Origin of the sequence: Alishewanella agri BL06 (assembly GCF_000272005.1) — a bacterium.
In the GTDB taxonomy this organism is placed as follows: Bacteria; Pseudomonadota; Gammaproteobacteria; order Enterobacterales; family Alteromonadaceae; genus Alishewanella; species Alishewanella agri.
Window position 1 is genome coordinate 320,962 of the sequence record NZ_AKKU01000001.1, and the last position, 20,359, is coordinate 341,320.

Consider the following 20,359-nt stretch of genomic DNA (forward strand, 5'->3'; position numbering starts at 1 on the left):
TTATGAAAATTATCTTTCGTGCCAACGATATACTGGAAGCCCACATTATCGCCGGGATGCTAAATAGCCAGGGGATTGAAACCTACGTCGGCGGTCATTATTTGCAGGGGGCAGTAGGGGATTTAGCCGCGCTGGGTTTTGCTAATGTGTTTGTCGCCGACGAACAGGCGGAGCAGGCTGAACAATTATTGCAGGATTATCAGCAAGCGGAACTGGTTGATTTTCCGCTTACTGATGAAGATGGCCTGGCACCGGCCGGCTAGCCGGTACCCATAGTGCTGCAGCACATTAACACTCGATAATATTTACCGCCAGACCACCGCGTGAAGTTTCTTTGTACTTGGTCTGCATATCCTTACCGGTATCCCACATGGTTTTAATCACCTTATCCAGCGATACTTTGTGATCGCCACTGCCACGCAGCGCCAGTCGTGAGGCGTTAATGGCTTTAATTGAACCCATGGCGTTACGTTCAATACAAGGCACCTGCACCAAACCGCCAACCGGATCACAGGTTAGCCCCAGGTTATGCTCCATGCCAATCTCGGCCGCGTTCTCAACATGCTGCGGGCTACCACCAAGAATTTCGGTAAGTGCTGCTGCGGCCATTGAGCAGGCTACGCCAACCTCGCCCTGACAACCGACTTCGGCGCCGGAGATAGAGGCATTTTTCTTATACAAAATACCAATAGCGGCTGCGGTTAACAGATAACGGCTGGCGATTTCCGGGCTGACCGGCTGAATAAATTTGTCGTAGTACATTAATACCGCCGGAATAATACCGGCAGCACCGTTAGTCGGCGCAGTAACGACCCGGCCGCCGGCGGCGTTTTCTTCGTTTACGGCCAGCGCGAACAGGTTAACCCAGTCCATTACCTGTAGTGGATCGGCACTTTTCTCCGCCATCAGCTTTTTATGTAAGGCCGGGGCGCGGCGTTTGACTTTTAAGCCGCCGGGTAAAATGCCCTCGGTGCGAATACCGCGTTCAATACAGGCGCGCATCGTCAGCCAGATATTATTCAGCTCACTTTCAATTTGCGCACTGCTGCGCAGCACTCTTTCGTTTTCATGCATCAAACCCGAAATCGACAGGCCATGCTCTTTACAGAGCGCCAATAACTCTGCGCCGGATTCAAATGGGTAGGGTGGTGGGTTAGCGGCGGCAAACTGACTGGCCGCTTCTTTTTCTTTGGCAAAATCTTCGGCTTTCACGATAAAACCGCCACCAATGGAGAAGTAGACTTCGCTTAGCAGTACGTTTTTCTCGCTGTCATAAGCAATCAGTTCCATGCCATTGGAATGCTCTTTCAGCGTTTTCCGGCGGTGGAACACAATGGCGCCGTCGCGTGGGAAATTCACCGCGTGCTGCTGCGCCAATTGTAACTTTTGGCTGTCATGCACCTGGCGCAGAATACCTTCTACCGCATCCGGGTCGACGCTTTCCGGCAAGTAGCCGGACAAGCCCAGGATCACCGCCTTGCCGGTGCCGTGACCAATACCGGTTTGGCCCAGCGAGCCGAATAATTCCACTTTTACGCTATCACAACGGCTTAACAGTTGCTGTTGTTGCAACTGCTCCGTAAATTTCTTTGCCGCACGCATCGGGCCCACCGTATGGGAGCTGGAGGGGCCAATACCAATACTAAACATATCAAATGCACTGATTATCATAATTATTATACTTTTCTATTGTTCGCTGCTCTGCCAAGCGCTGAAAGCTTCGCTTGGCGAAGACAGTGTAGGGTTAACACCATTCTTAATGGCGCCATTGTAGCGGATAGCCAGCATAACTGTAAGCGCTGCACAGGTCTGTTCAGTACCAGTGGTAGCGGGCTTAAGGGCCAGAAATGGCGGCGCAGGCGTAACGCTTTGTATACAGTTTGCGTTATGAGACGTGCGTGACCAGTTGTTGAATAATGGCCGCCGTGGCACCCCAAATCAGTTTATCCTGATAGGGCATAAAATGGATCTGCCGTGACTTACCGCGTAGTGGCACCGCCAGTTGTAGTCGGTGTTGCGGCGGCAGAAAAAAACTTAATGGTACTTCAAATACTTCACTGACCTCCGCGCTGGACAGCTGGTAATTCTGACCGGCGTGCATTAATCCCAGGTAGGGCTGAATTTGAAAACCGGTCAGCGTATTGTGCGCGGGTAAAGCGCCGAGCAAGCGGATATGCGCCGCGCTAATGCCAATTTCTTCTGCGGTTTCGCGCAGCGCTGCATCAGCAGCGCTCTCGCCGGGTTCCAGCATGCCGCCCGGAAAGCTGATTTGCCCGGGATGATGCGCCAAGGTGAGGGCACGGCGGGTAAACAAGATGTTCAGCTGATTAGCAGAATAGACCAGTGGCACCAGTACCGCGCTTTGCCTGAGGCCCGTTGCAGGCTGCGGGCTCTGCTGTGGCAGCGGTCTGAGGATAAATCGACTGACAAGTTGCTGTAGCTGCATCGGCGCTCCGCTGTCTAATCTGGCTGCATGGCGCTTAACACCGGCAGGATTTTCGCCACCTTATCCAGCGTTTCCTGATACTCGCTGTCCACCTTTGAATCCGCTACCAGACCACCGCCGGCCCAGCAATGAATTTGTCCCTGTTCACAAATCAGAGTACGGATCGCGATATTGGTATCCATCTGACCGGTGCTACTGATATAGCCAATAGCGCCGCAATAGACACTGCGCCGGTGTGGCTCTAACTGTTCAATTAACTGCATGGCGCTGATTTTCGGGGCGCCGGTAATAGAGCCACCCGGAAAGGCTGCCCGCAGCAAATCACAGGCGGTATTCGGTGGCGCCAGAGTGCCGGTAACAGTACTAACCAGATGATGCACGGCCGGAAAGCTTTCAATGGCAAACAAGGCCGGTACCTCAACCGAACCCGGCTGACATACTTTACCCAGATCGTTGCGCAGCAAATCGACAATCATCACATTTTCGGCGCGATCTTTAGTGGAGCTGCGCAGGGTATCGGCTTCGATCTGGTCGGTTTGGGCACAAAGACCGCGTGGTCGGGTGCCTTTAATCGGTTTGGTCTCAATCTGGCCGTCTTTTAGCAGTAAAAATCGCTCCGGCGAGATACTGAGCACTGCCGCTGCCGGAAGCCGGATAAAGGCCGAAAACGGCGCCGCATTTTTCTGGCGCAGTTGCAGGTAGGCCAGCCATTCGTCGCCCTGAAAAGCTGCGCTAAATCGTTGCGCCAGATTAATCTGGTAACAGTTACCGCTTTTTAGCTCTTCCCGCACCCGGGCAAATTTTTGCTGATATTCTTGCGGTGTCATATTGGCTTGCCAGTCGCTTTGCAGGCTAAAGCCCTGTTGCCGAGGTGGCTCCGGGTGTAATTTTTGCTGCAGCTGATGCCAGTGGCGCTCGGCATCTTGCCGGTAATCGGTGTACCAAAGCTGCTTCTGCTGCTGATCATAAATCAGCGCCCAGTGGTATAAACCCAGGGCCATATCGGGTAGTGCTAAATCGGCGCTGGCCTCTGTCGGTAAGCGCTCCAGATAACGGCCCAAATCATAGCTAAAATAGCCCAGGGCACCGCCAACGAAAGGTAAATCACTGTGGCGCTGCTCGGGGAAGTAACGCTTTAGCGCACAGTCTAATACCTTAAAGGGATCCGCTGTGTAATGATGGCTGCCGTGCTCATCGGTCAGAATAGTGGCACCGGCCTGACAATGCAGGGTCGCTACCGGTTCAGCTACCATAATTTGATAGCGGCTGTTCGGGTGACTGGCGTCTGCCGAGTCAAGCAACATCGACCAGGGCTGGCTGGCAAAATGAGCAAACAACTCCAGCAGAGAAAATTCAGGTTCAGATTTGGCGTCGTATATCAGATACTGCTGCATGATTTGGACTAGCCGCTGTTGGGGATGCGCGTTATCATACCAGCACCTACACTAATAGTTAAATGTCTCGCCGCTTGGGCGACAGAGGAAGGGCAAGCATGACGGTTATTCGCCAACAAGATTTTATTGAAAGCATCGAAGATGCGCTGCAGTACATCTCCTATTATCACCCGCTGGATTTTATTCAGGCTCTGGAAGTGGCTTATCACAAAGAGCAAAACCAGGCCGCGAAAGATGCTATTGCACAAATTCTGATTAACTCGCGGATGTCAGCAGAAGGTCATCGTCCAATCTGTCAGGATACCGGTATTGTTACCTGCTTCGTTAAGATTGGCATGGATGTGAAATGGGATAAAACGGATCTGACGGTGCAGCAAATGGTGGATGAAGGCACCCGCCGTGCTTATATGAACCCGGATAACCCGCTGCGGGCCTCTATTGTTGCCGATCCGGCCGGCTTACGTAAAAACACCAAGGATAATACACCAGCGGTAGTGCATATTGATCTGGTGCCTGGCCATCATGTTGAGGTGATGATTGCCGCTAAAGGCGGTGGCTCAGAAAATAAAACCAAGATGGCGATGCTGAACCCGTCAGATTCTATTGTCGATTGGGTGCTGGAAACTCTACCAAAAATGGGTGCTGGCTGGTGTCCGCCTGGGATGCTCGGCATCGGTATTGGCGGTACGGCGGAAAAAGCCGCGGTGCTGGCGAAAGAATCGCTGATGGAGCCGGTGGATATTCAGGAGTTGCTGGCCAGAGGGCCGCAAAACGCGGAAGAAAAACTGCGGTTAGAGTTATATGAAAAAGTGAACAAACTGGGCATTGGCGCCCAGGGCTTGGGTGGCTTAACCACGGTCGTAGATGTCAAAATCAAATCGGTACCCACCCATGCCGCCTCGTTGCCGGTGGTCATGATCCCGAACTGTGCCGCCACCCGCCATGTGCATTTCCATTTAGATGGTTCTGGCCCGGCCGATATTACACCACCAAAACTGGAAGACTGGCCGCAGGTGACCTGGGAGCTGGGTAGCAATGTGCGCCGGGTCAATCTGGATACCGTAACACCAGAGGATGTACAAAGCTGGCAAGCCGGTGAAACTGTGCTGTTAAGCGGTAAGATGTTAACCGGCCGTGATGCGGCGCACAAACGCATTGCTGATATGCTGAATAAAGGCGAAGGTTTACCGCAGGGCGTGGATCTGAAAAATAAATTTATTTACTACGTTGGCCCGGTTGATGCCGTACGTGATGAAGTAGTGGGTCCAGCCGGTCCGACAACCGCGACGCGGATGGATAAATTTACCGAGATGATGTTATCGCAAACTGGTCTGCTGGGTATGATTGGTAAATCTGAGCGCGGTGATAAGACGGTCGAAAGCATTAAACAGCATAAAGCCGTTTATCTGATGGCGGTGGGCGGTGCGGCTTATCTGGTATCAAAAGCCATTAAGAAAGCCCGGGTCGTGGCCTTTGCGGACCTGGGTATGGAAGCGATCTATGAGTTTGAGGTCGAAGATATGCCGGTAACCGTAGCGGTGGATAGCAACGGTAATAACGTGCATAAGCAGGGCCCGGCAATCTGGAAAGCCAATATCGCTGAGCTGGATGCCAAACTGAAAGCCTGATTCTAACAAGGCCGCAGCGATGACTGCGGCTTTTTACTAACTGGGGGAACCATGAAACATTTGAGTTTAGTGGCGTTAGCACTCTTTAGTGCCGGCGTGCTGGCCAAGGGACCACTGACGGTCGAACATCTGAATCAACATAACAAAATCGGTAATCTGGCCTTGTCGCCGGATGGCCGCGCGCTGGTTTACAGTCAGACAAACGGCGGCTTTGCGCCGGCTGATACCAGCCATGATTTATATTTAATGACCTTGGGTGATGAGCGTCAGGTGCGGCGGTTAACCGAGAACAGTAGCCGCGAAAGCGCGGTGCAGTGGCATCCGGATGGCAAGAGTATTTTCTTTTTAGCCAACCGCACTGGCAGCACCCAGCTGTGGCAACTGGCACTGGACGGGGGCGAAGCCCGGCAGGTGACCCGGCTACCTTTACCAATTAACGGCTTTAAACTGGCTAGCGATGGCAAAACCCTGGCGCTGAGTTTAACGGTGAAACCCGGTTGTCAGACGCTGCAATGTACGCTGGATGCTAAAGCCAAAGAAGCTGAGCGCAAAGATACGGCGCTGGCCTATGACCAGTTGATGGTACGGCACTGGGATCACTGGCTGGATCAGTATCGTGAACATCTGCACGTAGCGGTGCTGGGTGATGCCCCTGTTACCGATGCGAAAAACCTGATGGCTGATTGGAATACCAATATCGCTGGTATCAGTGAAGTGGCCTTTACGCCGGATAATCAACAGCTGGTATTCAGTGCCAAGATCCCGGCGAACGATCAAGCCTGGCACACTAACTTTGATTTGTTTCAGGTATCGATTAATGGTGGTGAGAAGGTCAATCTGACGGCCGATAATCCGGCCTGGGATGCCAAGCCCAAGTTCTCCAATGATGGCCGTTTTCTGGCCTATCTGGCGATGAAAAAGCCGGGTGCTGAAGCCGATCGCTTTGGCCTGATGTTGCTGGATCTGATTACCGGCGAGAAAAAAGAAGTGGCGCCAAACTGGGACCGTTCGATTTCTGATTTCTACTTTGGGCTGGATAACCGCACTATCTATGCCACCACCCAGGATGTTGGTCAGTACAGTATCTATGCCATTAACACCAGCTTTGGCGATCAGATTAAGTTATACGGCGATGGCTATGCCGGAAACCTGCAGGTTGGCGCCGATAAACTGGTGTTTACCAATCACCGGCTGAATATGCCGGCCGAGGTTTTCCAGACTAATGCGGATGGCTCGCAGCCGCAGCAATTAACTCAGGTAAATGCTAAGTGGGCCGAAGGCATTCAGTTTGGCGACTTTGAGCAATTCAGCTTTAAAGGCGCTGAGGATGCCACCGTCTATGGTTATCTGGTAAAACCCTGGAACTTTGAGCCAAACAAAAAATACCCGATGGCGTTTTTAGTGCATGGCGGCCCGCAGGGTAGCTTTGGCAATATGTTTAACGAGCGTTGGAATGCCCAGCTGTATGCTGCCAAAGGCTATGCCGTGGTGATGGTCGATTTCCATGGCTCTACCGGCTATGGTCAGGCCTTTACCGACTCGATTAGCCGTGATTGGGGTGGCAAGCCGCTGGTTGATTTACAAAAAGGCTTTGCGCATGTGGTGCAAGCTTATCCGTGGATTGACGGCAACCGTGCCTGTGCGCTCGGCGCCTCTTATGGCGGCTTTATGATGAACTGGATTGCTGGTAACTGGCCGGATGGCTTTAAGTGTCTGGTCAATCATGCCGGTTTATATGATATGCCAAGCTTCTACGGCAGCACCGAAGAGCTTTGGTTCCCGGAGTTTGACTTAGGTGGCCCGGCCTGGAATCCGGAGTCGGATTATCAGAAGTTTAATCCGGCGGGGCATGCCGATAAATGGCAAACGCCGATGCTGGTGATCCATGGGCTGAAAGACTATCGGGTACCTTATGCGCAAGGCTTAGGCGCCTTTACCAACTTGCAGCGCAAGGGTATTGACTCGCGTCTGGTCATTTTCCCGGATGAGAATCACTGGATCCTGAAGCCGGATAACCGGGTGCGCTGGTATAACGAAGTGTTCCAGTGGCTGGACAAATATACCCGTTAAGTAGCGACTAAAAGCAGCAAACCCCGCTCTGCGTTAGCGGGGTTTTTAATACTCCGCAAAGGGCTTTTCATTGCGTGACAACTGACGTTTCGGCGCCGCAACGCCGAAGCGTAACCTGAGTCGCTCAGCAAAGCCCTCGCGCTCCAGCTGATATAACATCGCGGTTAATTCCGGGATTAACGCCTGGTGGCTTTGATGTAACAGATGATAATCCGGCAGGCTTTGTAAGCGTTGTTCAGCAATCGGAAAACCGGTGCTGGCGTCTAACTGATAGGCTGCGAAGACCACGCCATCAACCTTACCGGTTAAAAACAAATTCTTCGTGGCCTCCAAACTGCCAGTACTGATCACCTGACGCGACGCCGGTAAGGTCCGCAAAATATCTTCCACCACCATGGCACCGCGGACATAGGCCAGACTTTGCACTTGCTGTAACTGACAGCCGGCGCAGCGCTGCTGATTGACATATAAAAAGACATCGGTATCAAACAGCACATAGGGCACCGGCAGCAGCGCCGGATAGCGTTCCGTTACTCGGAGAACCCGCGCCAGCTCGCCAGCCAGCTCACCTTTATTTGATTCAAGCAGGCTACGACCAAAAGGAACCTCGATAAACTCTACCCTGATACCTAAGCGATGATACGCTTCACTCAGCAGCGCCTGACTATACAACGAGGCTGGGGACCCCAGCGCTTGTCTGAATTGCAAAGGGGATTCCTGCCAGCGTTGGGGTTGCGGGTAAGTGGTGACACTGAGTAAGGAGAGTAATACCAACAGCCATTTCATCCTGAATTCTAGTATCCTTATTGGGGCGCAGCCAGGCGCGCCGTTAAATGAATAAGTCTGTCGTCGGCAGGCCGGTTCCGGGTTGTTTATCCGCGACCACCACGCAGCAGGCGATGCCAGTCTGCCAACGCCAGCAATAACAGCCGCACATTTTCCTGGATTTTGCCGTCAATCAAATCACCGTCATGATCAAAGGCACCACTAAAAGCGTTAGCGAACACCTCAGGCTTATTTAATGGGTGTAAGTCCAGATACACGCAGACTTGCCGCAGGTGATATTGGGCCCGCGAGCTACCCATACCGCCGGCGGCCCCCATGATGGCAACGGCTTTACCGCGTAGCAGATGATTATCCGGCTCTCTGGATGCCCAATCCAAGGCATTTTTTAAGGCGGGTGCTAAGGAGTAATTATACTCAGGACAGGCCAGCAGCAGCGCATCAGCCGCGGCAAATTCCTGCAGCAAGGTGTCGACGGCAGCGGGTTTAGCCGCTAAGTCGGCATTATAAAACGGTACATCCAGTAAATCTGCGACATGAATTTTCATGCCTGCTGGTGCATGCGCCTGCGCATAGCGTACTAAACCACGGTTAGTTGATTTGGCGCGCAAGCTACCGCATAGCGCTAACACTCTGATTGTCATAAGCGGCTCCTCGATAACGGACAATTTTAGCTTAGCCGAAGCTGAACTTTTTGCCGCATTTTATTAACAGCCTAAACTGGTTGTTATCGCCCCGAGCTGTTAGAATGCGACCTGCTCTGGTGAGCAAGATGCTTGAAAAGGGAATCAGGTGTAAAACCTGAACTGTACCCGCAACTGTGAAACGCGCTGCAGCTAATACCACTGTATCAGTCTTGATTACGGGAAGGTGGTTGTGGGTTATCGCGTTAAGTCAGGAGACCTGCCAGACACTGAACGCTCTTTTGCGAAAGAGTGAAAACGCCCGTGCGGGAAGACACGGTAGCGCCTGTTACTCTGCCAGTCGGTGGAGGCTTGGCTGCTGCCATTAATATTGCATCTGGACAGCAGCGTGAGCGCAATTTTTACCCTTGATCAGGTTAGTCTCAGTTACCCGTCGTCCAGCCATGGTGCGGCGAGCCTGGTGCTGCAGGGTATCAGCTGTAGTCTGCCTGCCGGGGAATTAATTGGCATTATCGGTCCTAACGGCGCGGGTAAAAGCTCCTTGTTGTCGCTGTTAAGTGGTTGTCCGGCGCCCAGTCACGGCAAAGTGCAGTTCGCGGGTAAGCCACTGCACAGCTATCCACCGCGGCAACTCGCACAGCAATTAGCCTTCTTACCGCAACATAATCCGCCCTTACCCGGACTCAGCTGCTATCAGGTGGCGGCCATGGGGTTGCTGCCGCACAAGCACTGGTTTGAAGCAGATAATGATCATGACAGACAGCAGGTAGAACTGGCGCTGCAACACACCGGTTTGTTGGCTAAACAACAACAACGCTCAGATACGCTATCGGGTGGCGAGTGGCAGCGGCTGACACTGGCGCGGGCTTTGGTGCAGCAAGCCAGAGTGTTATTGCTGGACGAGCCGACCAACCATCTGGATGTTAAATATCAACATCAGTTATTACAGTTGTTGTTGAGTCTCAACAAAACCGTGATCTGTGCGCTGCATGATCTCAACCTGGCTGCCCGTTACTGCCATAAACTGCTGCTGTTGCAGCAAGGGCAACTGAAAGCCTTCGGCAGTGCGGAGCAGGTGTTGCAACCGGCGCTGCTAAGTGAAGTGTTTGAATTGCCGGTCGAGGTCAGTCGCCATCCACAGTATGGCTGGTGGCAGGTCAACTTTATCAGCCCACAGGTGGCAAAGTGAGTCGCTGGGCGGGCCAATATCCATTGGCACTGGCTGTGCTGGCAAGTTTGCTGCTGGGTAGTGTGCTCGTCAGCTTGTTACTGGGTAGTGCTGACTTAAGCTGGCCTGTACTCTTTGCTGCATTGCAGCTTAATGGTGAACAGCCGCTGGCTGAAACCATTATCTGGCAATTACGTTTGCCGCGGATTTTGACTGCCTTGTTGGTCGGGGCCGGGTTGGCAGTGAGCGGTGCCGTGTTACAAAATGCCAGCCGTAATCCCTTGGCGGATCCCTACTTATTTGGTTTGATGGCCGGTGCCGCGCTTGGTGCAACCATTGTCAGTATTGTGCTGCCTGAGCAGCAACTGAGTATGGCGCTGGGGGCTTTTGCCGGTGCCATGTTGGCCATTGCTTTAGTTTTAGCCGTCGCGTTTGGGCAGGGCCGGCAACGGATTGAAGTCACGTTGCTGGCCGGTGTTGCCGTGTCCTTTATGCTCAGTGCCATTAGCAGTTTTATTTTGTATTTTGCCGAGCCCTTTGCTGCCAATAAGGTGATTTTTTGGCTAATGGGCAGTTTAAGCCGCAGTAGCTGGCAAAGCCTGACGTTGATTGCCCCGCCGGTGATGGCGCTCTTGCTGCTGGCCGTGGCATTACGCCGGCAGCTGGATGCCTTGTTACTGTCGGATACCAGCGCCCGCAGTTTGGGGATCCGGCCGCAGCGTCTGCGTCTGCTATTGCTGATTAGCACCGCTCTGGTTAGCGCCGTGATCGTGTCACAGTGCGGTGGTATTGCCTTTGTAGGCTTATTGGTACCCCATATGGTGCGGGCGTTATTTGGGGTGACCGCGTTGCCGCTGCTGCTCGGTTCAGCGTTACTCGGTGCCTGTTTTATGCTGTGGGTGGATAATCTGGCGCGAAGTGTGCTGGCGCAACAGGAAATTCCGCTGGGGGTTATCACCTCTGTCATTGGCAGTATCTTTTTCTTAATGTTGCTGCGGCGACGGCTTTAAGTGCTACGGCAATGGGTTTAACAGAGGATGGAGTCATGTCCGAACAATTAAAACAACAGCAACATCAGGCCAGACAACAACGCTTAAAAGCGCAGGTTGATGCGGCTGTCGCGAGAGCCACCATTGAAAAAGGCCTGATTCTGGTGTTAACCGGGAATGGCAAAGGCAAGTCGACCGCAGGTTTTGGTACCGTCGCCCGGGCCGTCGGTCATGGTTTAACCGCGGCGGTGGTGCAATTTATTAAAGGGAGCTGGGATTGCGGTGAGCGTAATTTGCTGCAGCAACATGGGGTTGAATTTGCGGTGATGGCCACCGGCTTTACCTGGGATACCCAGGATCGGGCCGCAGATATGGCTGCTGCCGAGCGCGCCTGGCTGGAGGCAGAACGTTTTTTGGCCGATGACAGTATCGACCTGGTGTTGTTAGACGAACTCACCTATATGCTGACCTTCCATTATTTGCCATTAGAGCGCATTGAGCAGGCGCTATTACAGCGGCCCGCGAAACAGCACATTGTGATCACCGGGCGGGCTTGTCACCGACGGTTAATTGAACTGGCCGACACGGTAAGCGAAGTGCAGGTGGTTAAGCATGCGTTTGACAATGGCGTCAAAGCGCAGCGCGGCCTGGATTGGTAAGATGCGAAAGCTGATTATTGTCGCCCTGGTATTGCTGAGTGCTTGCGCCGCCGCAGCCACACCTCAGCGAGTAATCACCCTGACCCCGCATCTGACGGAGTGGGTATTTTTACTCGGTGCCGGCGATCGTTTGGTGGCGGTCAGTGATTACTCCGATTACCCGGAAGATGCACAACATCTGCCATCCTTTAATACGTTCGGGGCACTGAATGTTGAAGCGATCCTGGCGCTGCAGCCCGACTTGGTGTTAGCCTGGCGCGGGGGCAACCCGGAAGCAGATTTGCAACGCTTGCAGCAGTTTGGCATTACGATTTTCTATTCTGAGCCGGTGTTACTGGACGATATTGCCAGCGAGTTACAGCAGTTAGCGGTGGTATTGGGTGTACCAGAGCAGGGCGCACAACAGGCCAGGCTGTTCCGGCAGCGTTATCAGCAATTACAGCAAATCTATCAGCAGGCACCACCGCTAGCGGCGTTCTTTGCTATGGGCACAGAGCCGTTGTTAACGGTGGCCAATCATGCCTGGCCAGCACAGGTGATGCAGCTTTGCGCGGCCGCTAACATCTTTGCAGATGCGAAAACTGATTATCCACAGGTGGCATTAGAACAAGTACTGGCTCGGCAACCGACGGTAATTATTCAGGCCAGCCGCGATGCGGTGGCGCCGTCATCGGCTTTCTGGCTGCGTTATCAGAGCCTGCCAGCCGTGCGGCAGCAGGCCTTTATTACCCTGGATGCCAATCAATTATATCGGGCGACACCACGGATCCTGGACGCCGCCGAGCAGTTATGCCGTCAGCTACAAGCCTATCGCGAGCGGGGTTAATGTAGTAAGTCGTCCTCAGCATTAGCGACTTGGCGACACTCGGTAATATTATTTCTTTTACGGCAAATTTCTTGCGGTTTGTCCGGCTTGGCGCCGACGACTTTTTTGATGCCGGACACAACGGTCGCATCCACTGCCATGCCGAGTTCCGTCAAGATCATTGGATTACTCTCTCGTTGTAATGGTTTTGCCGGATCGACAGTCTGGTTTTGATGCTCACCTAACTGGCTATCAGCCAACATTCCGATTGCAGTACAGCCGCCAAGCGGCAATAGTAGCGCGCTAAGCATGAAGACGCGGATTAACATCGGCATAGCTACACTTTCCTTGTTCGTTCTAGAGTAACTCTAGCTGATAATTCCCACTGGCAAAAGCGCTGGCCAGCTCATGTGAGCGTTGCAGTACTTCCTGCCAATAGGCAATGCGCTGCGCATCCGGTAGTTTAAAGTCTTTGCGATCCGGAATTTTGCCATACGGCAAACTGCGAACCCAGCTGTCGCTTGGGCACAAAATAATCACATTATGCAGTAGTTCGGGTTTTACCCGGCGCCAGGGTAGGGCTTTATCAAACCAGCCAGGTGTCAGGTTGGGATAGAAATGTGGATATAATACCAGGCCGTCTTCACTAAAGCGTTGATTAAAATGATAATCGGTAATGCCGCCATCAAAATAGCGACCGGGTTTAGCATCGCAGATATTTTCAATAGGCTCTAAAACCATTGGAATGGATCCGCTGGCTAAAATGGCTGCCCGCAGATTATCACTGGTCAGGGCGACATGTTCTGTCGGCAGCTCGGCACTGTGCATAAAGGGCGCACAGGCACCCGGGGCATAAAAGTGTACCCGTTGATAAAAAAACTGGAGTAAGGAACGATGCAGCAGGTTGGCGGTGGCCGTTAGCCCCAGCGCCGCGCCTTGCAACAGACTATTACTGACTTTGGTTAAACCGCGGGCGCGATCAACAATCAGATGCAGTTTCATCACCGGATTTGTCAGTACTTCGGCACAGTGTTGTGCGGTAGGTAACACCTGATCAATCACCGTATGTGAAATGCGGGTGACTAAGCTTACGTCAGCCCCTGCCGGATAACAGATTTCAGAATAAGCTTTGGCAAAGCGAGCTGACGCTGCCACCGCATCTTGCTGCGCATAACAACTAAAGCGCCAGGCACCGGCGGAGCTGCCGAGTAAATGTAAAGGTTTACTGCGGCCCGCAAAAAATTGCCCCAATAAATATTGATCCAGGCCGTACAGGCAAAACCATTTCGGGCCGCCGCTGGCGCCCACCATGACTTCGATATCGTCAGCTTTTAAACCTGATTGCTGGATTTTACGCCAGGCGGTTGCACCGGCGAGCACCCTCAGTGGTGACTGCACTGCCTCTCCTTAATTCGTCAACACGGCCAGGCACCTTACTAATTACCGAATAAGGTCTGGTGCATCCGCTCGGCATAATCATCGGTCATACCGGAAATATAATCACAGATCACTCTTAGCTGGGCAGTACAGTCTGCTGCAGCTTGCCAGCGGGCCTGAGTATTTAACGGCAGCAGGCGCTGTGGATCTGAATGAAAGGCATCAAACAGCTTTAATAACATATTCTGGCAACGAAAACGTGACTGTTGAATTTCCGGTAACTGAATGACACAGCGGTAAACCAGATTTTTCAGCGTCTGCAGAATATGCTGCTCATCGTCAGCCAGCCTGGCATTGTAGCGGATCAATGGTTCCTGACAAGCCGGTAAACTCTGATACAGACTAACCGAGGTAATCAGCTGATTAACCAGGGAGCCGATAGCATCTTTACGCAAATGGTGTTTTGGACTGAACAGTTTGCTACCCAGCTGGCTTAGCTGTTGTTGCAAAGCGGGATCAAGCTGGCTAAAGGGTTCAGCGGTGAAGTCCAGCCACTGCTGATAACGGAGATTCCCCAGCACAATCGCATCTTCCAGATCGTGCACACCATAGGCAATATCATCCGCCAGCTCCATAATGGACGCATCCAGCGCTTTATAGCGGGATTTTTGCCAGGGTGATTTTGGCAGCAATTCTAACTGTTGAAAGTGTTGCCGATCTTGGTCACTTAAGGGTGCCAGTACCCAATCCAGAATATCGCTGTCGGCGGCAAAGATGGCTTTAGCTGGTTTCCATGCTGAGAGACTAAGCGGGTTGTTGATCTCAGGTAGCGCCGGAATCAGCGGCTGCAGTACCGGGTATTTTAACAAGCCGAGCAAGGTGCGGCGCGTCAGATCCATACCGTGGTGTTCAGTATAAGGCTCAAGCTTGGCGACGATGCGTAACGTCTGGCCGTTGCCCTCAAAGCCGCCGGCGCCGAGCATTTTAAAATTGAGCGCGGTTTCGCCGCCATGACCGAAAGGCGGATGGCCAAGATCATGTGCCAAACATAGCGCTTCCATCAGGCTGTCATCCGGCAGTAAGGCCCGTAATTCCGGCGAGCTGTTAAGCCGCAGCTGATTAACTAAACCGGTGCCGATCTGCGCCGCCTCTAACGAATGGGTGAGCCGGGTGCGATAGAAGTCATTCTGGCCAATGCCGAGGATCTGTGTTTTCGATTGCAGGCGGCGAAAAGCCGCTGAGTGTAATACCCGCGCCCGGTCGCGTTGCCAGGGGCTACGGTGATCTTTGGGCCGGTTATCCGGAATGGCGGAGCGTCTTGCTTCCCAGATCGCAGTCATCTTCTTCACCCAACTATGCATTATTCAATGACTTATCATAAAGTAAAGCGCCAACAGAAGCGATGCTGGACAGCGGGTATTTTATACTGTATAAATAACCAGTCTAATCGCTAAGGAGTCGAAAATGGCTGTTATTACCAAATATGTCGTGGAACGCAGTGGAGTCGAGAAAATGACCTTTACCAGTAAAGCAGAAGCAGATGCCTACGATAAAATGCTGGATACTGCCGATGCGCTGCAAGTATTACTGAGCCATGCCAATATCCTGACAGAGGAAAACCAGGCCGAAGCACTGGCATTATATCTGGCACAGCAAAAAGACGAGCTATTGGTTGCACTTGGGGTGAAAAAGGCAGCCAAAGTGGTAGATAAATCAACCAGCGAGGCCGCAGAGCCGGCGGCAGCTAAAGCGAAAAAACTGCAAGCCGTGGTCGCGGAACAGGTGGCTTAACAGTTGAGCAGCGACGCTGTTGCTGTCGTCGCCTTGCCCTTTGTGTCAGCTAAGGTTGAGGCTGATCTAAGCTTGCTTAGTCGGCCGCACGGCTGCGCAGTGCCAGGACTTTTTGTTGCCAGTAGCGCTGCAAGTCGGCTTTGACTTCCGGCAATAATAAGTACAGTGCCAGAATATTCGGGATCGCCATGAGGAAAATCATCGAATCAATAAAGTCGAATACTGCCATAATGCTGGGTACCGCGCCCATCGACACCATGCCGCAGAACAATATTTTGTAAAGCGTGGTCAGCTTAGGGTGGGGGCCGACAATATAGCGCCAGCCGGTTAAACCATAGTAAGACCAGCTGAGCACGGTAGAAAAGCCGAACAGCAGCAAAGCCACCATCAGTACCAGCGGGAACCAGTCAAACACTGAAGCAAAAGCGCTGGAGGTAATCTGTACACCATCCAGGCCCTGCATTTGGTAAGCGCCGGTCAGAATAATCACCAGCGCGGTAATAGTGCAGATCACCACCGTATCGATAAAGGGTTCCAGCAAACCAACAAAGCCCTGTGATACCGGGTCCTTGGTTTTTGCCGCGGCATGGGCGATGGGCGAGGAGCCAATACCAGCCTCATTCGAGTATGCCGCCCGGCGAAAGCCCTGAATTAACACCCCGATAAAGCCGCCATAGGCCGCATCAGGTGCAAAGGCACTTTGTATAATCAGCCATAATGCCGCCGGCACTGCAGTAAGGTGGCTGCCAATCACCACCAGCGCGGCCAGCAAGTATATCGCGCACATCAAGGGCACCAGCTTACTGGTAACATTGGCAATACTCTTAATGCCGCCAATGATGACGGCGCCGATTAACGCCGCATAGATCACACCGAATAACCAGGCATTATCAAAGCCCGTGACGCTTTGTACCTGCACAAACCCCTGATTGACATGCACAAAACCGGCTGAGCCGAAAATAACCGCGACCGAGAAGAACAGCGCCAGTGCGGTACCGAGTTTCGGTAGCTGATACTTATCCAGCGCGGCCTTGATATAGTACATCGGGCCACCGGAGACAGTACCATCAGCATTCACCTGGCGGTATTTTACCGCCAGCGTACATTCGACAAATTTGGTCGACATGCCAAGCAAACCGGCCATAATCATCCAGAAAGTGGCGCCAGGCCCGCCCAGGCTAATGGCGACCGCGACCCCGGCAATATTACCGGTACCAACAGTACCGGACAGTGCGGTAGTTAACGCCTTATAGGGCGAGATTTCTCCGCTGCTGCCGGGCTCTGGTTTAGCAAACAGCCGCCGAATAGCATAGCCGAAACCTCTGATATTGATAAAACCCAGATAGCAGGTAAAGATGATAGCGCCGCTGATCAACCAAATCATTACCAGCGGAATATCAACGCCATTAAAGGAAAAGGCATAAAACACCACTGAGGCAAGTTGGTTGGTAAAGGCTTCAAAACTGGCCTGAAATGAAAATTCAGCAGACATATTGCTATCCGGATGGCTGTAATCTGGCAGAGCATACCTGCTCAGACCAGAACTGACAACCATTGCTCAGTTGGACAGCGATGATTTGCGATTAACCGCGGATTCAGATAGTTGGGCTAAGCTTAATCCGTTCAGGGTCAAGCAGACCGCGTTAAAGGAGAACTGTAATGTGGATTCGAACTAGTTTGATGGTGTTATTGCTGGGGGTATTGCAAGGCTGTGCTGCCGGCATTAATGCCACCCCGGCAGAACAGCGTGCTGCCATCACTGAGATGCGCCAGCAGGTACTCAACGACCTATACCGCGAAAAAACCAGTGCCCGGGCGGAAGTGGCGGCGGCTCCCGGTTATGCGGTATTTAGCAATGCTAATGTCAATCTGATTCTGGCGAGTTTTGGCGGCGGCTATGGCGTGGTTCGCAATAATCGCAGCGGTGCCGATACCTATATGAAAATGGGCGAGGTTGGCGTCGGTCTGGGAGCGGGTGTCAAAGACTTCCGGCTGGTACTGGTGTTTCATACTGAGCGGGCGCTACAACGCTTTATTGAACAGGGCTGGGCTTTCGGCGCTCAGGCCGATGCTGCCGCCAAAGCCGGCGATAAAGGCGCCGCGGTTGGCGCCGAAGCCAGTGTCGATGAGGTGACTATTTATCAGTTTACCGAAACGGGGCTGGCATTGCAGGCCACCATTAAAGGCACCAAGTTCTGGGTCGATGATAAACTAAATTAGATGTCCGGGGTGACAGAGGCGGCCGCTAACGCGGCCGCGATTTGCAACAACAGTTAATATTGAATGTAGCTCTGTAAAAACTGGCCGAGGCGGCTAATCGCCTGGGTCAGTTGTTCTTTATGCGGTAGCGTGACAATACGGAAATGATCCGGCTCTGGCCAGTTAAAAGCCCGGCCATGCACCAGTAGTACCTTATGCTGGCGCAGAAAATCCAGTACAAAGAGCTCATCGTCCTGAATCCGGTATTTTTTAAGATCGATCTTCGGAAACAGATACATTGCCCCTTTGGGGCGCATACAGCTGATGCCATCAATTTCGGTCACCAGCTTGTGCGCCAGATCCATCTGATCGTATAAGCGTCCACCCGGTACCACCAGCTCATTAATACTCTGATAGCCACCCAGTGCCGTTTGCACCGCATGTTGACAGGGTACATTGGCACAAAGCCGCATCGATGCCAAAATATTCAAACCTTCGATATACTGCCGTGCCGCCTGCTTGGCGCCGGAGATAAATAACCAACCGATGCGAAAGCCGGCGATGCGGTAATTCTTCGATAAGCCACCAAAGGTCAGCATCACCAGGTCATCGGCCAAGGCCGCCGTGCTAACGTGCTCAGTACCGTCATACAGCACCTTGTCGTATATCTCGTCACTTAGCACCACCAGTTTATGTTCACGGGCGATTTGCAGTAATTGCCGTAAAAATGCCGCGTCATAGACTGCACCGGTCGGATTATTCGGATTGATTAGTACTAGGGCGCGGGTTTTTTTGCTGATCTTTGCCTTGATATCATCCAGTGCCGGCAACCAATCCTGTTGTTCATCACAGAGGTAATGGACTGCCTTACCACCCGCCAGATTCACTGCCGCCGTCCACAGTGGGTAATCCGGCATTGGCACCAGTACCTCATCACCGTTGTTCAGCAGTGCCTGTAATGACATCAGGATCAGCTCAGAGACGCCGTTACCGATATAGACATCATCCGCATCGGCACCCAGAATGCCACGCTGCTGGTAATACTGTGCAACGGCGACCCGCGCCGGGTAAATACCCTGCGAGTCGGAATAACCCTGGGCGGTTGGCAGGTTATGGATCACATGCTTGAGAATTTCATCCGGCGCTTCAAAGCCAAAGGGCGCCGGATTGCCAATATTTAATTTCAGAATGCGGTGGCCTTCCTCTTCCATGCGTTTTGCTTCGCGTGCCACCGGGCCACGAATATCGTAACAAACTCCATCCAGTTTATTTGACCGTTCTACCGCTTTCATTTTGTTCGCCTGACTCTTCAATTTGGGGTTGTTTATCCATCCAGACCGCTAAAGCTGCCCAGTGCAGTGTTTATCAGTAAACAAATATTTGCAATATTTTCAGGCAATAAAATACAAAAAAAGCCGACTGCGAACTTTTTGTTCGAATCTAAGCCTCATAGGCGGTAGAATATGCGGCTATTTTGGGTTTAACTGAAACGATCTGTTGCTTTAAAAGGTGGTGAATGCTCTTAATCCGTAACCTGATTCTGGTGCTGTTTTGGCTGTTAGTGGCGGTGGCTACCTTTAGTCCTTTTAGTGAACTGGAACCAGTAAAAGAGCCTGAAGCACTGGAGGAATGGCAAATTCCAAGCCGGCTAACCGCTTTATCTGATGCCGACCAAAAGAAGTTGTTGCAGCGGCTCGCTTATCCGAAGGCAGCGATCCCAAAGCAGCCGTTACCTGATTTCAATACCATCGCGAATGTCGATCGCAAGAAACAAGCGTTTTTTGACTATCTGAGGCCGCATGTCAAACGCGAAAATCAGCGTTTATTGTGGTTACGTGAACAGCTGCTGGAGATTGCCGAGAAAAAGCAGAAAAACTTAAGACTCAGCATTGAGGAATATGCGTTTCTGTATAGCCTGTATGACGAGTTTAAGTTAGACGTGGCAGAGACGGATCAGGAAACCCTGGCTGAGCTATTACTGCGGGTAGATGTGATCCCGGAAAGTTTAGTCTTAATGCAGGCAGCAAATGAGTCTGCCTGGGGCACCAGCCGTTTTGCCATAGAGGGTTATAATTTCTTCGGCCAGTGGTGTTTTCGCGAGGGCTGTGGCCTGATCCCGCTAAACCGGGCCGAAGATCAGTTTCACGAGGTCGCGAAATTCGACAGTCCGGCAGCCAGTATCCGCAGTTATTTTTATAATCTGAATACCTTTCATACTTACGAGCAGTTGCGGCAGATCCGCGCACAACACCGTGCTGAAAACCGGCCTCTGCGTGGTGAAGCCCTGGCACATGGTTTGAGTGCCTACTCTGAGCGCGGTCATGAATATATCGAAGAAATTACCGCGATGATTCGTTTTAACCGTCGTCTACTGGAAGATTAAGCGATAAAAAAGCCTGCTCAACT

20 protein-coding genes and 1 riboswitch are annotated in these 20,359 nt (G+C 52.3%); of the genes, 10 read left to right on the forward strand and 10 right to left on the reverse strand.

Annotation, left to right across the window (positions count from 1 at the left end; genetic code table 11):
- The first annotated feature begins 2 nt into the window (after positions 1-2).
- A complete protein-coding gene (locus AGRI_RS01480; RefSeq protein ID WP_008983255.1) occupies positions 3-263 on the forward strand; it encodes a putative signal transducing protein in 261 nt (86 codons plus the stop codon).
- 25 nt (positions 264-288) lie between these two features.
- On the opposite strand, the gene AGRI_RS01485 is transcribed toward AGRI_RS01480, so the two are convergent.
- The 3 genes from AGRI_RS01485 to pabB form a co-directional block, all read right to left on the reverse strand.
- Entirely contained in the window at positions 289-1,668 is a 1,380-nt protein-coding gene (locus tag AGRI_RS01485; RefSeq protein WP_040291230.1) for an L-serine ammonia-lyase, read from the reverse strand.
- A gap of 217 nt (positions 1,669-1,885) precedes the next feature.
- Positions 1,886-2,446, reverse strand: a complete 561-nt coding sequence (locus AGRI_RS01490; RefSeq protein WP_008983257.1) for a CoA pyrophosphatase — start codon at positions 2,444-2,446, stop codon at positions 1,886-1,888.
- 14 nt (positions 2,447-2,460) lie between these two features.
- Positions 2,461-3,840 (reverse strand): aminodeoxychorismate synthase component I, encoded by a 1,380-nt coding sequence (gene pabB, locus AGRI_RS01495; RefSeq protein WP_008983258.1) that lies wholly within the window; start codon positions 3,838-3,840, stop codon positions 2,461-2,463.
- 98 nt (positions 3,841-3,938) lie between these two features.
- On the opposite strand from pabB, the gene AGRI_RS01500 reads away from it, so the two are divergent.
- Positions 3,939-5,468, forward strand: coding sequence for a fumarate hydratase (locus AGRI_RS01500; protein WP_008983259.1), 1,530 nt, complete (start codon positions 3,939-3,941; stop codon positions 5,466-5,468).
- Between the two features lie 51 nt (positions 5,469-5,519).
- Positions 5,520-7,538, forward strand: coding sequence for a S9 family peptidase (locus AGRI_RS01505; RefSeq protein ID WP_008983260.1), 2,019 nt, complete (start codon positions 5,520-5,522; stop codon positions 7,536-7,538).
- Positions 7,539-7,583: 45 nt separating this feature from the next.
- Here the strand turns inward: AGRI_RS01505 and AGRI_RS01510 are convergent, their stop codons facing one another.
- On the reverse strand, positions 7,584-8,324 hold the full coding sequence (locus AGRI_RS01510; protein WP_008983261.1) for a hypothetical protein: 741 nt from the start codon (positions 8,322-8,324) through the stop codon (positions 7,584-7,586).
- 86 nt (positions 8,325-8,410) lie between these two features.
- Positions 8,411-8,965 (reverse strand): NADPH-dependent FMN reductase, encoded by a 555-nt coding sequence (locus AGRI_RS01515; protein ID WP_008983262.1) that lies wholly within the window; start codon positions 8,963-8,965, stop codon positions 8,411-8,413.
- Positions 8,966-9,065: 100 nt separating this feature from the next.
- A riboswitch (cobalamin riboswitch) is annotated at positions 9,066-9,246 on the forward strand.
- 107 nt (positions 9,247-9,353) lie between these two features.
- On the opposite strand from AGRI_RS01515, the gene AGRI_RS01520 reads away from it, so the two are divergent.
- The 4 genes from AGRI_RS01520 to btuF are packed head-to-tail and all read left to right on the forward strand — an operon-like array spanning position 9,354 to position 12,607.
- The gene (locus AGRI_RS01520) at positions 9,354-10,154 is read left to right on the forward strand and encodes an ABC transporter ATP-binding protein (protein WP_040291232.1); all 801 of its coding nucleotides are present in this window, start codon (positions 9,354-9,356) and stop codon (positions 10,152-10,154) included.
- Entirely contained in the window at positions 10,151-11,143 is a 993-nt protein-coding gene (locus tag AGRI_RS01525) for a FecCD family ABC transporter permease (protein WP_008983264.1), read from the forward strand. Before AGRI_RS01520 ends, AGRI_RS01525 begins: the two co-directional genes overlap by 4 nt.
- A gap of 35 nt (positions 11,144-11,178) precedes the next feature.
- Positions 11,179-11,781 (forward strand): cob(I)yrinic acid a,c-diamide adenosyltransferase, encoded by a 603-nt coding sequence (gene cobO, locus AGRI_RS01530; protein WP_008983265.1) that lies wholly within the window; start codon positions 11,179-11,181, stop codon positions 11,779-11,781.
- A complete protein-coding gene (btuF, locus tag AGRI_RS01535; protein ID WP_237712998.1) occupies positions 11,735-12,607 on the forward strand; it encodes a vitamin B12 ABC transporter substrate-binding protein BtuF in 873 nt (290 codons plus the stop codon). The genes cobO and btuF overlap by 47 nt, the downstream gene beginning before the upstream one ends.
- Here btuF and AGRI_RS01540 read toward each other — a convergent pair.
- From AGRI_RS01540 to AGRI_RS01550, 3 genes are read right to left on the reverse strand one after another with little or no spacing between them, the layout of a single operon-like run.
- On the reverse strand, positions 12,604-12,921 hold the full coding sequence (locus AGRI_RS01540; protein ID WP_008983267.1) for a hypothetical protein: 318 nt from the start codon (positions 12,919-12,921) through the stop codon (positions 12,604-12,606). The two genes, btuF and AGRI_RS01540, sit on opposite strands and share 4 nt — an antisense overlap.
- Before the next feature lie 22 nt (positions 12,922-12,943).
- The gene (locus AGRI_RS01545; protein ID WP_008983268.1) at positions 12,944-13,984 is read right to left on the reverse strand and encodes a patatin-like phospholipase domain-containing protein; all 1,041 of its coding nucleotides are present in this window, start codon (positions 13,982-13,984) and stop codon (positions 12,944-12,946) included.
- A 38-nt stretch (positions 13,985-14,022) separates the two neighbouring features.
- The gene (locus AGRI_RS01550) at positions 14,023-15,303 is read right to left on the reverse strand and encodes an anti-phage deoxyguanosine triphosphatase (RefSeq protein WP_008983269.1); all 1,281 of its coding nucleotides are present in this window, start codon (positions 15,301-15,303) and stop codon (positions 14,023-14,025) included.
- Between the two features lie 124 nt (positions 15,304-15,427).
- Between AGRI_RS01550 and AGRI_RS01555 the strand changes: the two genes are divergently transcribed.
- Entirely contained in the window at positions 15,428-15,754 is a 327-nt protein-coding gene (locus tag AGRI_RS01555; RefSeq protein ID WP_008983270.1) for a YebG family protein, read from the forward strand.
- A 76-nt stretch (positions 15,755-15,830) separates the two neighbouring features.
- On the opposite strand, the gene AGRI_RS01560 is transcribed toward AGRI_RS01555, so the two are convergent.
- Positions 15,831-17,246 (reverse strand): alanine/glycine:cation symporter family protein, encoded by a 1,416-nt coding sequence (locus tag AGRI_RS01560; protein WP_008983271.1) that lies wholly within the window; start codon positions 17,244-17,246, stop codon positions 15,831-15,833.
- Positions 17,247-17,413: 167 nt separating this feature from the next.
- Here AGRI_RS01560 and AGRI_RS01565 point away from each other — a divergent pair, with 167 nt between their 5' ends.
- Entirely contained in the window at positions 17,414-17,974 is a 561-nt protein-coding gene (locus AGRI_RS01565) for a lipid-binding SYLF domain-containing protein (protein ID WP_008983272.1), read from the forward strand.
- A 53-nt stretch (positions 17,975-18,027) separates the two neighbouring features.
- Here AGRI_RS01565 and AGRI_RS01570 read toward each other — a convergent pair whose 3' ends face one another.
- Entirely contained in the window at positions 18,028-19,245 is a 1,218-nt protein-coding gene (locus AGRI_RS01570) for a pyridoxal phosphate-dependent aminotransferase (RefSeq protein WP_008983273.1), read from the reverse strand.
- Positions 19,246-19,469: 224 nt separating this feature from the next.
- On the opposite strand from AGRI_RS01570, the gene AGRI_RS01575 reads away from it, so the two are divergent.
- Positions 19,470-20,336, forward strand: a complete 867-nt coding sequence (locus AGRI_RS01575) for a glucosaminidase domain-containing protein (protein WP_008983274.1) — start codon at positions 19,470-19,472, stop codon at positions 20,334-20,336.
- The last annotated feature ends 23 nt before the right edge of the window (positions 20,337-20,359 follow it).

What these genes read in the sequence shown, in the direction of transcription:
- AGRI_RS01480 (WP_008983255.1), top strand. Translation starts at nt 3, where the DNA reads ATGAAAATTATCTTTCGTGCCAACGATATACTGGAAGCCCACATTATC.
- AGRI_RS01490 (WP_008983257.1), bottom strand. Translation starts at nt 2,446, where the DNA reads ATGCAGCTACAGCAACTTGTCAGTCGATTTATCCTCAGACCGCTGCCA.
- pabB (WP_008983258.1), bottom strand. Translation starts at nt 3,840, where the DNA reads ATGCAGCAGTATCTGATATACGACGCCAAATCTGAACCTGAATTTTCT.
- AGRI_RS01500 (WP_008983259.1), top strand. Translation starts at nt 3,939, where the DNA reads ATGACGGTTATTCGCCAACAAGATTTTATTGAAAGCATCGAAGATGCG.
- AGRI_RS01505 (WP_008983260.1), top strand. Translation starts at nt 5,520, where the DNA reads ATGAAACATTTGAGTTTAGTGGCGTTAGCACTCTTTAGTGCCGGCGTG.
- AGRI_RS01510 (WP_008983261.1), bottom strand. Translation starts at nt 8,324, where the DNA reads ATGAAATGGCTGTTGGTATTACTCTCCTTACTCAGTGTCACCACTTAC.
- AGRI_RS01515 (WP_008983262.1), bottom strand. Translation starts at nt 8,965, where the DNA reads ATGACAATCAGAGTGTTAGCGCTATGCGGTAGCTTGCGCGCCAAATCA.
- cobO (WP_008983265.1), top strand. Translation starts at nt 11,179, where the DNA reads ATGTCCGAACAATTAAAACAACAGCAACATCAGGCCAGACAACAACGC.
- btuF (WP_237712998.1), top strand. Translation starts at nt 11,735, where the DNA reads ATGCGTTTGACAATGGCGTCAAAGCGCAGCGCGGCCTGGATTGGTAAG.
- AGRI_RS01540 (WP_008983267.1), bottom strand. Translation starts at nt 12,921, where the DNA reads ATGCCGATGTTAATCCGCGTCTTCATGCTTAGCGCGCTACTATTGCCG.
- AGRI_RS01550 (WP_008983269.1), bottom strand. Translation starts at nt 15,303, where the DNA reads ATGACTGCGATCTGGGAAGCAAGACGCTCCGCCATTCCGGATAACCGG.
- AGRI_RS01555 (WP_008983270.1), top strand. Translation starts at nt 15,428, where the DNA reads ATGGCTGTTATTACCAAATATGTCGTGGAACGCAGTGGAGTCGAGAAA.
- AGRI_RS01560 (WP_008983271.1), bottom strand. Translation starts at nt 17,246, where the DNA reads ATGTCTGCTGAATTTTCATTTCAGGCCAGTTTTGAAGCCTTTACCAAC.
- AGRI_RS01565 (WP_008983272.1), top strand. Translation starts at nt 17,414, where the DNA reads ATGTGGATTCGAACTAGTTTGATGGTGTTATTGCTGGGGGTATTGCAA.
- AGRI_RS01570 (WP_008983273.1), bottom strand. Translation starts at nt 19,245, where the DNA reads ATGAAAGCGGTAGAACGGTCAAATAAACTGGATGGAGTTTGTTACGAT.
- AGRI_RS01575 (WP_008983274.1), top strand. Translation starts at nt 19,470, where the DNA reads ATGCTCTTAATCCGTAACCTGATTCTGGTGCTGTTTTGGCTGTTAGTG.